The sequence below is a fragment of the Bradyrhizobium sp. CSA112 genome, assembly GCF_029051645.1.
Taxonomy (GTDB): Bacteria; Pseudomonadota; Alphaproteobacteria; order Rhizobiales; family Xanthobacteraceae; genus Bradyrhizobium.
In genome coordinates, this window is record NZ_JAACFS010000007.1 from 227,728 (window position 1) to 243,167 (window position 15,440).

Annotated in this window: 16 protein-coding genes; 6 read left to right on the forward strand and 10 right to left on the reverse strand. The window is 63.2% G+C overall.

Translation table 11 applies throughout. The features are described 5' to 3' along the window. The first annotated feature begins 260 nt into the window (after nt 1–260). Together flhA and GWE18_RS16645 are read left to right on the forward strand one after the other, a co-directional pair. Nucleotides 261–2,396 (forward strand): flagellar biosynthesis protein FlhA, encoded by a 2,136-nt coding sequence (gene flhA / locus GWE18_RS16640; protein ID WP_275186777.1) that lies wholly within the window; start codon nt 261–263, stop codon nt 2,394–2,396. A 315-nt stretch (nt 2,397–2,711) separates the two neighbouring features. Further along, nucleotides 2,712–2,918, forward strand: a complete 207-nt coding sequence (locus GWE18_RS16645) for a hypothetical protein (protein WP_275186778.1) — start codon at nt 2,712–2,714, stop codon at nt 2,916–2,918. Between the two features lie 308 nt (nt 2,919–3,226). On the opposite strand, the gene GWE18_RS16650 is transcribed toward GWE18_RS16645, so the two are convergent. The 4 genes from GWE18_RS16650 to fliI form a co-directional block, all read right to left on the reverse strand. After that, on the reverse strand, nt 3,227–4,168 hold the full coding sequence (locus GWE18_RS16650; RefSeq protein WP_275186779.1) for an anti-sigma factor: 942 nt from the start codon (nt 4,166–4,168) through the stop codon (nt 3,227–3,229). A 17-nt stretch (nt 4,169–4,185) separates the two neighbouring features. After that, the gene (locus tag GWE18_RS16655; protein WP_275186780.1) at nt 4,186–4,731 is read right to left on the reverse strand and encodes a sigma-70 family RNA polymerase sigma factor; all 546 of its coding nucleotides are present in this window, start codon (nt 4,729–4,731) and stop codon (nt 4,186–4,188) included. A gap of 208 nt (nt 4,732–4,939) precedes the next feature. Next, entirely contained in the window at nt 4,940–5,356 is a 417-nt protein-coding gene (gene fliJ, locus GWE18_RS16660) for a flagellar export protein FliJ (RefSeq protein ID WP_057842912.1), read from the reverse strand. Nucleotides 5,357–5,465: 109 nt separating this feature from the next. After that, entirely contained in the window at nt 5,466–6,791 is a 1,326-nt protein-coding gene (fliI, locus tag GWE18_RS16665; RefSeq protein WP_275186781.1) for a flagellar protein export ATPase FliI, read from the reverse strand. Between the two features lie 366 nt (nt 6,792–7,157). On the opposite strand from fliI, the gene GWE18_RS16670 reads away from it, so the two are divergent. Then, on the forward strand, nt 7,158–7,859 hold the full coding sequence (locus GWE18_RS16670) for a response regulator transcription factor (RefSeq protein ID WP_016848562.1): 702 nt from the start codon (nt 7,158–7,160) through the stop codon (nt 7,857–7,859). Between the two features lie 102 nt (nt 7,860–7,961). Here the strand turns inward: GWE18_RS16670 and GWE18_RS16675 are convergent, their stop codons facing one another. Beyond that, entirely contained in the window at nt 7,962–9,116 is a 1,155-nt protein-coding gene (locus GWE18_RS16675) for a DUF937 domain-containing protein (protein WP_275186782.1), read from the reverse strand. Nucleotides 9,117–9,392: 276 nt separating this feature from the next. On the opposite strand from GWE18_RS16675, the gene GWE18_RS16680 reads away from it, so the two are divergent. From GWE18_RS16680 to GWE18_RS16690, 3 genes are read left to right on the forward strand one after another with little or no spacing between them, the layout of a single operon-like run. After that, nucleotides 9,393–9,797 (forward strand): DUF350 domain-containing protein, encoded by a 405-nt coding sequence (locus GWE18_RS16680; RefSeq protein WP_057853342.1) that lies wholly within the window; start codon nt 9,393–9,395, stop codon nt 9,795–9,797. A gap of 2 nt (nt 9,798–9,799) precedes the next feature. Continuing rightward, entirely contained in the window at nt 9,800–10,210 is a 411-nt protein-coding gene (locus GWE18_RS16685; RefSeq protein WP_275186783.1) for a hypothetical protein, read from the forward strand. Nucleotides 10,211–10,215: 5 nt separating this feature from the next. After that, a complete protein-coding gene (locus GWE18_RS16690; protein ID WP_275186784.1) occupies nt 10,216–11,373 on the forward strand; it encodes a glutathionylspermidine synthase family protein in 1,158 nt (385 codons plus the stop codon). Nucleotides 11,374–11,523: 150 nt separating this feature from the next. Here the strand turns inward: GWE18_RS16690 and GWE18_RS16695 are convergent, their stop codons facing one another. The 5 genes from GWE18_RS16695 to GWE18_RS16715 all read right to left on the reverse strand — a co-directional run. Next, a complete protein-coding gene (locus GWE18_RS16695) occupies nt 11,524–12,402 on the reverse strand; it encodes a protein-glutamate O-methyltransferase CheR (RefSeq protein ID WP_275186785.1) in 879 nt (292 codons plus the stop codon). Continuing rightward, complete coding sequence (locus GWE18_RS16700; protein WP_275186786.1) at nt 12,399–13,568, reverse strand: chemotaxis response regulator protein-glutamate methylesterase; 1,170 nt, start codon at nt 13,566–13,568, stop codon at nt 12,399–12,401. The genes GWE18_RS16695 and GWE18_RS16700 overlap by 4 nt, the downstream gene beginning before the upstream one ends. Nucleotides 13,569–13,650: 82 nt before the next feature. Further along, complete coding sequence (locus GWE18_RS16705) at nt 13,651–14,016, reverse strand: response regulator (protein WP_057853338.1); 366 nt, start codon at nt 14,014–14,016, stop codon at nt 13,651–13,653. A gap of 58 nt (nt 14,017–14,074) precedes the next feature. Beyond that, nucleotides 14,075–14,545, reverse strand: a complete 471-nt coding sequence (locus GWE18_RS16710) for a chemotaxis protein CheW (protein WP_275186787.1) — start codon at nt 14,543–14,545, stop codon at nt 14,075–14,077. 35 nt (nt 14,546–14,580) lie between these two features. Next, nucleotides 14,581–15,440: response regulator (locus GWE18_RS16715; RefSeq protein WP_275186788.1), on the reverse strand; the 860-nt coding region annotated here is incomplete at its 5' end.

The following is a 15,440-nucleotide window of genomic DNA, read 5'->3' on the forward strand; positions in this document are numbered from 1 at the left end:
TCCGGGCCTGCGCCAAGAGGCGCATCCCGGAATGACGAAGCAGAGAGAGCGGAATGACGCCCCAACCCTCCCCCGTTAACCCTTTGCTAACCATACACCGGGCAAAAATTGCCGGGTGAAGTCGAGTGTCGTCGGCCGCGTAGAACGGGAGGAACCCCGTGGACGCCAGTGCGGTACCTCACTTTCGGACCGGCGGCCCTTCGGCCGCCGCGCAGACGTTTGGCGCCCGCGGGCGTCAATCGCGGGGGGAAGCGGCTACCATGGTCGATGTCACGGCGGGTCAGGGCGGCGCAGGCCCAAGCGGCGGATTTCCAAGCCTCAGCGAAATCGGCGATATCCTAAAGCGCGGCGATCTGGCGCTGGCACTCGGCGTTCTCGTCATCCTGGTGGTGCTGATCCTGCCGCTGCCGGCGATCGTGCTGGATCTGTTTCTGGCGATCTCGATCACGGTGTCGATCCTGATCCTGATGACCTCGCTGTTCATCCAGGCGCCGCTGGAATTCTCGTCGTTTCCGACCGTGCTGCTGATCTCGACCATGCTGCGGCTGTCGCTGAACATGGCCTCGACCCGGCTGATCCTGTCGCACGGCCATGAAGGGACGGCCGCGGCCGGCCACGTCATCGAAGCCTTCGGCAATTTCGTGATGGGCGGTAATTTCGTGATCGGAATTATCGTGTTCGCGATCCTGGTGATCGTGAACTTCGTCGTCATCACCAAGGGTTCGGGGCGCATCGCCGAAGTCGCTGCGCGCTTCCAACTGGATTCGATGCCCGGCAAGCAGATGGCGATCGATGCTGATCTTTCCGCCGGCCTGATCGACGAAGCGACCGCCAAGGCACGCCGCAAGGCGCTGGAGGACGAAAGCGGCTTCTTCGGCGCCATGGACGGCGCCTCGAAATTCGTCCGCGGCGACGCCATCGCAGGCCTCCTGATCGTCTTCATCAACGTCATCGGCGGCATCATCATCGGCGTCGCCCAGCAGGGCATGAGCTTTGGCGACGCCGCCCGCACCTACACCATTCTGACGGTCGGCGACGGCCTGGTCACGCAGGTACCGGCGCTCATCGTCTCGACCGCCGCGGGCCTTCTGGTGTCGAAGGCCGGCATCACCGGCGCCGCCGACAAGGCGCTGATGAAGCAGCTGAGCGGCTATCCGCAGGCGCTCGGCATGTCGGCCGGCGTGATGCTGGTGCTGGCGCTGCTGCCGGGCATTCCGATGCTTCCGTTCCTCATGCTCGGCGGCGGCGCCGCGGCGCTGGCCTGGAAGTCGCGCAACCACAATCGCGCCACCAAGGCGGCGGAGGCCGCAGCCGCAGCCGCGCCCGATCTCGCAGCCGCAGCCGCCCAGGCCACGGCGGAAGAGCCGATCGCCAACGCGCTCAAGATCGACGATCTCAAGATCGAGCTCGGCTATGCGCTGTTGCCGCTGGTCAACGGCCCCGACGGCACCGACCGCCTGACCGAGCAGATCAAGGCGCTGCGCCGTTCGCTCGCCATCGAAATGGGCTTTGTGATGCCGGCGGTGCGCATCCTCGACAACGTGCAGCTCGAGGCCAATACCTACGTCATCAAGATCAAGGAAGTCGACGCCGGCAGCGGCAAGATCTGGCCGAACCAGTTCATGGTCATGGACCCTGCCGGTAACCAGGTCGGTGTGCCCGGCATTCACACCGTGGAACCGACGTTTGGTCTTCCTGCGACCTGGGTCGACGCCGCGCTGAAGGAAGAGGCCTCGTTGAAGGGCTACACGGTGGTCGATGCCGCGACCGTGCTGTCGACCCATCTGACCGAACTGCTCAAGAACAACATGAGCGATCTTTTGTCCTATGGCGAGGTGCAGAAGCTGCTCAAGGACCTGCCGAAGGAACAGGGCGAACTGGTCAAGGACATCGTGCCGAGCCAGGTCACGGTTTCAGGCATACAGCGCGTGCTTCAGCTTTTGTTGGCCGAGCGCATCTCGATCCGCGATCTCTCCACCATCCTCGAAGGCATCGCCGATGCGCTCGCCTTCTCGCGCAACCCGGCCACCATGGTCGAGCACGTCCGCGCCCGGCTGGCGCGCCAGATTTGCGCACAGAACACCTCCTTCAACGGCTATTTGCCGCTGATCGCGCTGTCGGCGCGGTGGGAACAGGCGTTCGCGGAATCGATCGTGGGCCAGGGCGAAGAGCGCAGCCTCGCCATGCAACCCTCAAAACTCTCGGAGTTCATGACCGCAGTCCGCAACAGCTTTGAGCAGGCCGCCCGCGAGGGCGAAGCACCGGTGCTGGTAACATCGGCCGCGATCCGCCCGTTCGTGCGTTCGCTGGTCGAGCGTTTCCGCTCGCAGACCACGGTGCTGTCGCAGGCTGAAATTCATCCGCGCGCGCGGCTGAAGACGGTCGGAAGCGTGTAGGCACGCCCCGCGAATCACTGAAAAATCCCGAGGCCTTTTCGCCACAGGCAAATGGTTTGTCGAGAACGGGTGGAACCCGGTTAAATCGTGCTGGGCGCGCCGATCAAGCACTAAGTTGGTGTGCTAGCTGAATAATTATTCATTTGGTCGGTCGACACGCATTTTCCGATCGCGGCCGTTCAAGTCTTTTCACCGCCTTGTGATCGCCACTTGGGAACTACTCCCCGGATTCCCACGTTTGGTGACGCGAGACGTTGAACCCGGCTGCGGATGCATTCGACGAATCCACGGGCGGGAAGGCGGCAGGAGACTCCCATGAACCATTCGATCTACAGCGCAGATCGCACGACCCATCTCAAGATCGTGGTCGTGGCATTGGTTGCGGGTATCGTGGTCGCCGGTTTCAGCATCTCCGCGCGCACCAACTCGGATGAAGGTCTCACCCAGACCGCGAGCACGCGCGTCATGAAGGCTGGTAAGCCGGTTGTGATTACCAGCTCGGGCAACTCTGTCGTACGCTAAAGGAGAATTAACGGAATTCACGCGGCTCTTTACAGCCCCCCAAAGTCGCCGTGTGGATATTTAAGACCCCAACTACCCCCAAGTTGACTACGAAAACGCCCGCTCCCCACGGGCGTTTTCTTTTTTGCTGACTTCCTCGCCACCACCCCCACTCACCTCATCCCGAAGAGCCCGCGAAGCGGGCGTCTCGAAGGATGGGCCGCGGAAAGACCGGGGCCACATGGTTCTCCCGGCGATGCGAAGCATCGTCCGGTGACGCGCGCAAGGGCGCGCTCCTCACCATGAGGGGAAGCTTCAGTACTCAGGCGCTAGCGGGTCGCCGGCACCGTCTCGATCAGCTTGCCGGTAAAAATCGGCGCCGAAGTCGGCTTGCCGGTCGGCGATCCGCCGGCCGGCTCGACGGTGACCGCATAGGTCGCGGCATTAATCGTGCCGGCGTCGAAGTCGGCGAGCACGGGACGTGCGGTGAAATCGCTGCCGCCGATCACGCCAAGCGAACGCGGCTGCGGCAAGTGATCGGAGATCAGCCAGAGCTCGAAACTCTTGCCGGGCTCGGCGTCGGCGCCGACCTTGCGGACCGTGAAATTCTTGCTGGCGGCGTCGACCGTCAGGATGAACGCGGGCGAGCCGCCGTCGCGCTGCAGCAGGGCGACATATTGCGCCGAGGGCACCGGCGATGGCGCCGGCGTCTTCACTTCAACCGTCTGGATGCGCGGCTTCGGCCGCAGCGCGTCCGGCAGCAGTTCGGGCTGATAGACCTGCACGGCCAGCATCGCGACCAGAGCTGCGGCCATCGCGGTGGCAATAGAGGCGACGTTGCGCCAGCGCTTCGCCCGGCCCGTCAACTGGATGACGTTCGAACGGTCCACGGCAGGAGGCGGTGCGGCAGCCGGCGGCGCCTCGACGGCTGGCGGCGCTCGGACGGCTGGCGGCGCCTGGGCCACCACAGGCTCGGCCGGAGGTTCCGGTGCCGGCGTAGGCGGCGACGGCGCCTCGGGCAACACCAGCGGCGCCTGCTGCCCGGCGGAATGTCCGATCGCGGCCTTGATGTTCTCCCACACGATCGGCCGCGGCTCGATCGAACCGACCATCTGGTTCAGCACGCCGAGCCGGTATTCCCAGGCATGCACGATCGCGGTGAACTCGCTATCGACGGCCATCATGGTCTCGACCTGCGCGCGCTCGTCGGCATCGAGGGTGCCGAGCGCATATTCCGCGGCGAGCGCGATATGGTCTTCGCTATGGGCCATCGTTCAAGATCCGGACCTCACAGCCCGAGACACTCCCTTATTTCCATCATGCTGCGGCGCAGCCACGTCTTCACCGTATTTACCGGCGTCTCGAACTTGGCGGCGAGCTGCTCGCGGCTCCAGCCGTTGTAGTAGGCCAGCAGCACCAGCTTCTGCCGATCCGGCTCCAGGCGGCCGACGCATTCCAGCAACCGCTTCAACTCTTCCGTCATCTCGCGCCGCGCCAGCGGATCGGGTGAATCGGCCGCCACTTCCATCGCGGCCGGCTCCTCCTCGATAGAGCTTTCGCTCCGCTTGCGCACCACGTCGATCGCCCGGTTGCGCGCGATCGACGCCATCCATGTAATCGGCGAAGACAGGGCCGGGTTGAACTGGCCGGCGCTGTTCCAGATCTTGACGTAAGCCTCCTGAATGACCTCCTCCGCGAGGTCCTGACGCCGCAAGATACGGAGCACAACGCCGAACAGTTTCGCGCGCGTGGCGGCGTAAAGGCGCTCAAAAGCGGCCTCATCCCCCTTCGCCACCGCGGCAATCAGCCAGACCAGCTCCGCTGGCGTCAGCATTCAACCACCCCCAAAGATCTCGGTCCCTCCATCGCGTCGTACGCCGGAGCAGCCGAGAAGTTTCGTAGCATACCCTGCGTCAAATCAGGCTCCAAGTCGCCGATTCCGGGCAATCCGCCAAGAAAGACCTCCAAAAAAGCCACCAAGAAAAATCCCGGGCCTTGCGGCCCGGGATTTCGATTCCTTCAACCGATAAGTGTGAGAAGCGTCAGGCGACGCCAAGCCGGGCGCGCATCAGCCCGATCGAATCCATGTCGGCCTGCTCCCGGGCGCTCTCCTCGGCGCGCTCGCGCGCCTGGTCGCGCTCGTCGAGCAGTTCGACCTTCTTCAGCTCCTCGAACGCTTCGCTGAGCAGGCTCTTGGCGTCCTCGAGCTGAATGCGCAGTTCGTCGGCGGAACGGGTCAGGTTTTCCCGCCGCTGGATCGCGGCCTTGGCGTAGGTGGGGTAGGCAAAATGGGAGGGGTCGTTGATCCCGGCCCGCTCCTGCTCGGTTTGGATTTCGCGCTCGAGATCGACCGACATGCGCTGGAAGTCGGCGATCATGCCTTCAATCTGGGTAACCCTTCGGCGCTTCTCGTCGACCTGAAACTTCTTCAGGCGGATCAGCGTTTCTCGTGACTTCATCGACTCATACTCCCCAGAAGTCCCAATCTGAACGCGGGACGGAGCCGGCTCCCTCGGGGGGCCCCACCGGCGTCATTAATCATGTGACGGGGATGATGGCCTGACAAAGTTAGCGTTCCGTTTCCAAATTGGTGAGGATTTGCGCCAGTTGGCGATAGCCGTCATCTAGGCTCGATTTTTCATCCTTGGCCTGGCGCAGGAAAGCTTCCATCGGCTCGTGTAGCCGGATCGCCTCGTCGACCTCGGGACTCGAACCCGCCCGGTAGGCGCCGAGCCGGATCAGCTCCTCCATGTCGGCGTAGGTCGCCATCACCTGGCGCCCCCGCATAATCACCGGCAGATAGTCGGGATTGGCCGATCGCGGCATGGTGCGGGAGACCGATTTGAGGATGTTGATCGCCGGAAATCGCCCGCGCTCGGCAATCGAGCGTTGCATCACGACGTGACCGTCCAGAATGCCGCGGACCGCGTCCGCGATCGGCTCGTTATGGTCGTCGCCGTCGACCAGCACCGTGAAAATGCCGGTGATGGTGCCGGCCCCGGTGCCCGGCCCTGCCCGCTCCAGAAGTTTCGGCAATTCTGTGAACACGGTCGGCGTATAGCCCTTGGCGGTTGGCGGCTCGCCGGCCGACAGTCCGATCTCGCGCTGCGCCATCGCAAAGCGCGTAACCGAGTCCATCAGGCACAGCACGTCCTTGTCCTCGTCGCGGAAATACTCCGCGATCGCCAGCGTCAGATAGGCCGCCTGCCGCCGCATCAAGGCGGGCTCGTCCGATGTCGCCACCACCACGACCGAGCGCGCGAGACCCTCGTCGCCGAGATCCTCCTGCAGAAATTCCTGCACCTCGCGGCCGCGTTCGCCGATCAGGCCAATGACGGTGATGTCGGCATCGACATTGCGCGCCAGCATCGACAGCAGCACCGATTTGCCGACGCCGGAACCCGCGAAGATGCCGAGCCGCTGGCCGCGGCAGCAGGTCAGGAAGGTGTTAAGCGCACGTACCCCAAGATCGAGCGGGGCGCCAACGCGCTGGCGCGAATGCGCCGGCGGCGGCGAATTTCGGTAGGACATCGGCGATGGGCCCTGCACGAGCGGTCCCTTGCCGTCGATCGGCTCGCCCATCGCGTTAATCACGCGGCCGAGCCAGGCCGGTGACGGCCGCACCTGGCTGGAGGCGATTGCAATGACCGCGCGGCAGCCGCGCCGGACACCCTCGAGCCCGCCGAACGGCATGACGACCGCGTTGCTGCCGGAAAAGCCGATGACCTCGGCCGGGATGAAACGGTTCCCGCCGGTGTCGATGACGATGCGAGCGCCGACCGACATCGCATGGATGGGCCCTGCAATCTCAACCATCAGCCCGCGCACGCCCACAACGCGGCCATACATATTGACGCCGTCGATATCGCCGATCTGCTCCGCGAGCGCCTTCATTTCGAAAACCTTAAGTTTCCGCGCTTTAACGGACAGCGCTTAACCTCGTGTTTACCCGCATCATTAATCATTACGTCACTGTCTTTGGTGACTGAGAGCGCTCGCCCGTCAGAAGAAGGATGAGTCGCGAGAGTCGGTTAGGCCCGTCTCTTAACTTGGAGCTTGAGCAGGCACGGTAGGGAAAAGCTGCTTCGACGCAATATCTTAGGGCGATTCGATAAAAATTGCACTTAAAGACCTTGCGAACCGGAATCAGGATTTGTTAACCATGTGTCTGTCAGGATCCGAATCAGTTGTTCAAAGGCGTTTTGAGTGCCGCAAGTGCGGCCGACCTGACGCCCGGAGCGGCGACTAAAGGGGACTGGCATGCGCGTTTTGCTGATTGAAGATGACAGCGCTGTCGCGCAGTCGATCGAGCTGATGCTCAAATCCGAGAGTTTCAACGTCTATACGACGGACCTCGGAGAAGAAGGCGTCGACCTCGGTAAGCTTTACGATTACGATATCATCCTTCTCGACCTTAACCTGCCCGACATGTCCGGCTACGACGTGCTCAAGCAGCTCCGGGTTTCGAAGATCAAGACCCCCATTCTGATCCTCTCCGGCCTCGCCGGCATCGAGGATAAGGTCAAGGGCCTCGGCGTCGGCGCCGATGACTACATGACCAAGCCCTTCCACAAGGACGAACTGGTCGCCCGCATCCATGCGATCGTGCGCCGCTCCAAGGGCCACGCCCAGTCGGTGATCCAGACCGGCGATCTCGTTGTCAATCTCGACACCAAGACGGTCGAAGTCGGCGGCCAGCGCGTGCACCTGACGGGCAAGGAATACCAGATGCTGGAGCTGCTCTCGCTCCGCAAGGGAACCACCCTCACCAAGGAAATGTTCCTCAACCATCTCTATGGCGGCATGGACGAGCCCGAGCTGAAGATCATCGACGTCTTCATCTGCAAGCTGCGCAAGAAGCTGGCGAACGCCTCCGAAGGCCGCAACTTCATCGAAACCGTGTGGGGCCGCGGCTACGTGCTGCGCGAGCCGCACGAGGCGGACGAGCGCATCCCAGCCTGACACCAGGGTTTACAGCGAGCCGCACGGCTCACTCTTCCCGACTGGACCCCGCCAAAAATGGCGGGGTTTTGTTTTGGCAGATGGCTCCCGTCAATTGCGCCATCAGGACCGCGCGAGCGCATCGAGCTTGCCTCGAAGCTCGTCAATCGCCGGCTTCGCAACATCGCCAGCGCCGGGCGTCGCCAGCACCTTGTCACACATTTGGTTGATCATCGGGGTCGCAACAACAACCAGCTTTACGAGGGTGCTTTTTCCTTCGGGGGAGAGTTGCGCCGCGCGCGAGCCGACCTCATCCAACTGATCTGTCGCTTCCTTCAGTTTGGGCAGGGCGGCCTCGGCCGATGCGGCATCGGTGATGCCGGAAAGCACGATCCTGATGGACCCAACCGACGAGTTGACCTGGTTCGCAAGATTCATCCCGTCGACCGTTAAATCCGTCGCGGCCTTGCCTACGGTTCCGGTCTCGGTCCGCTTCGTGGAGGGAGGCGACATCTGAGCGACTGTGTCCTCCCCTGGACGACCAAGGGCGAACCAGATCAGACCACCCAATACCAGCGCGCCGACCAGCCAATACGGCCATTGTGGTACCGCGGTCCTGCGAGCCGCCGCGGAGGCCGCCTGACTAGCCCCGGAAATGGTCCGCTCCGAAGCCCCTGCAATTCGGCTGCCGGCCGTGCTGGCCGCCGCCGCACCGCTGCGCAAGCTTTCAGTCGCGCCATCGATAAGACCGGCGGTACTCAACTGGCCGGCGAGACCGGATGGTATTGCCGCGGTGATCTGATCCTTCTGTGAAGTGAGGAGGGACGCCAGCCCGCTTGCGTCGAGACCTGCGCTGCGTTGCTGCTGACCCAAAACGCCAAGAACTACGGGACCAAGCATGCCGAGCATCGACTTGGTCGTACCCTCGCCGATCCCTGCGAACTTGCCGATGGTCTGCGCCATCGCATCCAGGGTTCCGCCACCGAACAGGCCGGAAAGCATGTTCGACCCGGTTTCCGCGAGCGAGTTCAGATCGCGATCGCCGGTGAGATCCTTGAGGCTATCGAGCGACCCGGATTGCTGTGCCAGCGTATTGGTGAGCTGGCGTGCCCCATTGGGGGTGGAGGCAACGTCAGCGAGACTTGCAAGAAGGGCGGGAATTGCACCCGCTATGACTTTTTGCGCGACATTGCGATCAAGACCCAGAACAGAAGCGATCTTCGCGATCATGTCCGGTGTGAGGAATTGCATCACTGCAGAGACCAAATTCGTGGCCATGGCGATCCTCCCGAGCAAAGGTGCAGTTACCTGCTCAAGTTAACCCGCTCACCCCGGATTGCTCCCCAAAGTTTAATCACCTTATATTACAACCTCTCCGGATCGATCGAAGTTCCACAAGGACCTGCGCGTCAAAACAAGCATTGAGAGCCCGGTTCTGATTCAATCAGAGCCCGGGCTCCGGGAAGAGTTTTTGTGGGATTGAACCGCCTGCTCCTATGCGCCGACTGACAGATCGTGCGAACCTTGTCGAACGCACGAGTCGGGGCGAGTTCAATGGTTTTGCAATCCCTCGCCGGGCTTCCGGCGTTCCTGGTGTATTTCTGCACGGCGATCGTCGCCGTCGTTGCCTATCTCTTCGTCTACACCCGCGTCACCGCGCATAACGAGTTCGATCTGATCCGCGCCAACGAGCCGGCAGCCGCCATTGCGCTGGGCCTGAGCCTGCTCGGCTTCGTGCTGCCGCTGGTCAGCGCCATCGCCCATTCCGCCAATGTGTGGGATTGCATGATCTGGGCGGCGATCGCGCTGATCGTGCAGATCATCGTCTATTTCCTTGTCAGGGTTCCGGTGCCGAACCTGTCGAAGCGGATCGCTTCCGGCGAGCTCGCCGCCGCGATCTGGCTCGGGCTGTCCTCGCTCGCCGCCGGTGCACTGAACGCCGCTTCGATGATCTACTGACCATGGCAGATAGTTCAGAGCACGAATTCGGCAAGCGCAAACCGGTCGCGGTGCCGGCGTCGCCGCGCCCCGTCCCGCCGCCGGCGAAACGTTCGGGCCACGTCGCCCTCCTGCTAATGGGCACGTTCGCCGTCGGGACCGCCGCCTACACGCTGATGCCCAGCCGCAGTTGCGAGCAGTCGCCGAATGCCGCCTCGTCGTCGCTCCAGCAAAGCAATACCGAATGCTCGTCGCGGAGCTCGTCATCCAGCAGCCATGGCGGCTCCAGTGGCGGCTCGTCGCGCAGCAGCTACTACAGCAGCGATTCGTCCTCGAGCCATTCATCCTCGGGCACTTCCGATTTCGGCTCGCACTCCGCACAGCGCGGCGGCTTCGGGTCGTTCGGGCATGCCATCGGCTTCTCTGGCGGCTGAATTTCATGCAGCGCATCCCCTGCCCCGAACGCGACGACTGGCGTGCCACAGCCGAAAGTGTTGGCTTCACTTTTCACACCATCGACGGCGAGCGCTATTGGGACGAACGGGCCTATTATGCGTTCACGCTGAACGAGATCGAACGGCGGATCGAAGCGCCGACCGGTGAGATCGAGGCGATGTGCCTCGAACTGGTCGGCCGCGTGATCAACGACGAAAAATATCTGCGCCGATTGAAAATACCCGAAGCCTTCTGGCCGCTGCTGTCCGAGAGCTGGCTCCGCCGCGATGCCAGCCTCTACGGCCGGCTGGACCTGAGCTACGACGGCTGGAGCCCGGCGAAACTCTTGGAGTACAACGCGGATACGCCGACCTCGATTTTCGAAGCGGCGGTTTTTCAGTGGGCCTGGCTCGAACAGGCGATGGAGCGCAACATCATTCCGAAGCGCGCCGACCAGTTCAATTCAATCCACGAGCGCCTGATCGATGCCTGGAAGAAACACGGCGGCGGAAAGCATCTTCATCTCGCCGGGATGACTGACAACACCGAGGATGCCGGCACGCTGGCCTATCTGCAGGACACCGCGAGCCAGGCCGGATTGAAGACTACGCTGATGGACATCAAGGACGTCGGACTGAGCGGTGATGGCCGCTTCGTCGATCTCGACGATCGCGGAATTGAGCTCGCCTTCAAGCTCTATCCCTGGGAATGGATGTTGCGCGATGCATTCGGTGCAAAACTCGCGACCGCGCCGACCCGCTGGATCGAGCCGCCATGGAAGGCGATCCTCTCCAACAAGGGCATCCTTCCCCTGCTATGGGAGATGTTTCCGAAGCATCCCAATTTGCTGCCGGCCTATTTCGAGGACGATCCGAAGGCGGCAATGCTCGGCTCCTCGTTCGTCCGCAAGCCGCTTTATTCGCGCGAAGGCGCCAATGTCGCTCTGGTCAGCGCCGGCACTACGCTGGCGGAGCAGGAAGGCCCGTATGGCGCGGAAGGATTCATCCGGCAGGCTTTCGCGCCGCTGCCAAGCTTTTCCGACCAATACCCGGTGCTTGGAAGCTGGCTGATCGATCACACGCCGTGCGGCCTGTCGATCCGCGAGGACGATAACCCGATCACCGGCAACACGTCACGCTTCCTGCCGCACGCGATATTGTAGTTCTCCCTCGCCCCGCTCTTGGCGGGGAGAGGGTCGGGGTGAGGGGCTCTGTCCGCGAATCCTAATGACAACCGGAGTGCGCTGAGCGACCCCTCACCCGGCGCTACGCGCCGACCTCTCCCCGTGAAGAACGGGGCGAGGTAAAGAAGGTCAGCTCGCCGCGGCAACCGCTCGCAAGGTTTGCGGCACCAGGGTCGACGCCCCTACCCGGATCAACGGCGCGATATTCGTACGATAAAGTCCGCGCCGCTCCGGATAGGGTTTGAAGGTGTTAGTGATGCCGACCACGGATTCGGCCGCGCCCAGCGCCAGCACGCCATCGGGCTCCAGCATTCGGGAGAGCCGCTCGAAGATGTTGGCCTTGGTGTTCTGATCGAAATAGATCAGCACGTTGCGGCAGAAGATGATGTCGAACACGCCGAGATGGGAGAAGTCCTGCAACAGGTTGAGCTGACGATGCTGCACCATGCTGCGGATCTCGGCATTGATCTGCCAGAGTTCGCCGTTCTGGGTGAAATATTTCACCAGCAACTGGATCGGCAATCCGCGCTGTACCTCGAACTGGCTGAAGATTCCGGCCTTCGATTTTTCGAGCACCGCCTGCGACAGGTCGGTCGCGACGATCTCGGTGCGCCAGCCGGACAGCAAGGACCCGGCCTCCTTCAGACACATCGCGATCGAATACGGCTCCTGCCCGGTGGAGGAAGCCGCGCACCAGATGCGTAAAGCGCGGCGGGCCGCGCGCGCCTGCACCAGCGCCGGGATGACCGCCTCCCGCAAATGATCGAACGGAATCTTGTCGCGAAAGAAGAAGGTCTCGTTGGTGGTCATCGCCTCGACCACCTCCGCTGTCAGCGCGGCAGCTCCACCCTTCATCTTCTCGACGAGTTCGGAAATGCCCGGCAGGCTGGATTTGCGCGCCAGCGGCAACAGCCGGCTTTCGACCAGATATTGCTTGTCGGCGGAAAGATCGAGCCCGGAGCGCTCTTTCAGAAGCTTACGCAGATACTCATAGTCTGAAGGCGTCACGAACGATCTCCCGAAAACAACCGAACCAGTTTTGGCCCAATCTGATTGAGCGGCAGAACCGCCGCGCAAATACCTGCATTGGCGGCCGCGCCGGGCATGCCCCACACCACGCTGGTCGCTTCGTCCTGGGCAATCACGCTGCCGCCGGCGGCGACGATGTCCTTGCCGCCGCGCATGCCGTCAGAGCCCATGCCGGTCAGAATCACCGACATGATGCCGCCCTGCCAGACGTCGATGGCGGAGTTGAACAGCGGGTCCACCGCGGGCTTGCAGAAATTCACCGGCGGCCCGTCGTCGAGCGCGATTGCGGTCTCGGCGCCGTGGCGCACGACGCGCATGTGGCGGCCGCCGGGCGCGAGATAGATCCGGCCGGACTTGACGATCTCGCCATCGACGGCCTCATGCGCCGGCCGGCGGCTCGCACGCGCCAGATGCTCGGCGAGAATCGTGGTGAAGGTCGGCGGCATGTGCTGGGTGATCAGCACCGGAAAACGATCGATCACCGGGCCGATGTCGGCGACCAGTGCCATCAGGGCCTGCGGGCCGCCGGTCGACGAGCCGATCAGGAGCACACGCGGCGCCAGCATGCTGAAGGGCCTGCGCGCCAGTTGCAGTTGCGCAACCGGTGCCGCGACCGGATGGACCGATACGTCGCGTGCCCGGTCGGGGGCCGGGGCCAGAGACGGGCTCGCGGCAGGCGAGGCACGGCGGCGCGCCCTGGCGCCCAGATGACGAATCTTCTGAATCAGGTCGTGATGAAAGGTCTCGGCAGCGCCGGCCTCGCGCGTGCTTTCCGGCTTCGGGATGTAGTCGGACGCGCCGAGCGAAAGCGCCTTGAAGCTGATCTCTGCGTTGCGGCGGGTCAGCGTCGACGCCATGATGATGACGAGGTCGCGCTTTTTCGCCAGTAGTTGCGGCAACGCCGAAATGCCGTCGAGCTCCGGCATTTCGATATCGAGCACTGCGACATCGGGCTTGATGCGTTCGATCTGGTTGACGGCGTCGAGACCGGTGCGCAGGGAGGCCGAGACCTCCATGTCCGGCTCGGCGCCGATCCAGCGCGAAATCATCCCGCGGATCACGACGGAGTCGTCGACCACCATGACACGCAGCTTGTCTTGCCTTGTCGAGATTGGCGGCGGAGACTTCGTTAACGCAACACTCATACTTCACCCGACCCAACTCAAGCGGCACACTTAGAAAGACAACGCCGAAGGCCGTTGAGCCGCCGGGATCACATACGCGAGATCAGATCAGGCCGACTTCCTGGAACTTCGCGGTGACGATGTCCTTGTCGAACGGCTTCATGATGTACTCGTTGGCACCGGCATGCAGCGCGCGCGCAATGTGTGCGACGTCGTTTTCGGTGGTGCAGAACACCACCTTGGGCGCATCGCCGCCGGGCATGCGGCGCAGGTTGCCGAGGAATTCGTAGCCGTCCATGACGGGCATGTTCCAGTCGAGCAGAACCGCCTCCGGCATGGCGCGCTTGCAGACTTCAAGCGCCTTTTGGCCGTCCTCGGCTTCGACGATCTGAAAGTCCAGACCTTCGAGGATGCGGCGTGCGACTTTTCGGATGACGCTCGAGTCATCGACGACCAGACAGGTTTTCATTTTAGGCCTCCAATTACACCAGATCCCAAGAGGGATGTTTTCATTCCAGGTTCGGTCTTCATGCCGCCATCAGGTCCGGCACGATTTCGAGAACGCGATCGACGTCGAGAACGACCATGAGCTGGCCGTCGAGGCGGTGCACGCCGCCGGCGAGCTTGGCCATGCGGGGGTCGAGGTTGACGGGGTTTTCCTCGCGGCCGTTATCGTGGAGTTTCAAGACCTCGCCGATCTGGTCGATCAGGAGGCCGTAGGACTCGCCGCGCAAGTCGACGCCGACCGCCATCGCCGGCTTACCGTCGTCGTTCTTCGGCAGGCCCAGGCGGGCGCGCATGTCGACCACGGTGACGATGCGGCCGCGCAAGTTCAGCACGCCGGCGATCTCGGCGGACGACAGCGGCACCCGCGTCAGCCGTTCCGGCATGAACACGTCCTGCACCCGGGAGATCGGCAGGCCGAACAATTGCCCGCCGATCACGGCGGTGACGTATTCGGCCACGGTGCCCTCGATGGTCTCGGTCTTGGTTGTCATGTGCGTTATTCCCTAGGCCGTCCGGCTGAACTTGTTCATGCCGCGTTCCTGACGTCGGCGGTCTGTTCCTTCAGCGCCGCGATCAGGCCGGGACGGTCGAACTTGGCGACGTAATCGTGGAAGCCGGCCTGCCGCCCGCGCTCGATCGCCGCCGGCGACACCAGCGAGGACAGCGCGATGATCGGAAGCTGGCTCAGGTTGTGGTCGGAGCGGATGGTCTCGGCGAACTCGAAGCCGTTCATGTCGGGCATCTCGATGTCGGTCAGCACCACGTCGAAGGTGTAGCCCGAGCGCAGCGCGGACAGCCCCTCCTGCGCGTTGACGGCGACCCGCACCTTGTAGCCGGCGGCTTTCAAGACCGGCGCCAGCATGTTGCGGAAGAACGCTGAGTCGTCGACCAGCAGCACCGATTGCGCGGTCGAGGAGGCCCGCATCTCCTTGCGCGAGAACCAGTCGGCAAACGCCATCGGTAAGAAGTGGCCGACGTCGATCACCTCGGTGGCCTGGCCCTTGATCACGGCGGAACCCAGAATGCCGTCCTGCTGGCCGGCGACCTCGATATGCAGCCGCTCCTCGACGATGTCGATGATCTCGTCGACCACGAGCCCCATCGAGCGGCCGTCGTCGGCGAACACCAGGATCGGCTGCGAGCCGGAGCTCTGCACGGTGACCCCGTTCATCTGCACCAGCGGCATCAGCTGCTCGCGGTACTGCACCATGTAGCGGCCGTTGGAGAGCTCGATCTTGTCGGTGGCGATCTCCTCCAGGCGGGTGACGAGGCCGAGCGGCACCGCCTTGGGCTGCGAGGAGCCGGCGCGGAACACCAAGAGCGAGGTGAGCTGTTCGCCGCCGAGCGCATGCGCCGCCGAGGCCTCGTCGGCCATCTCATGGGCCG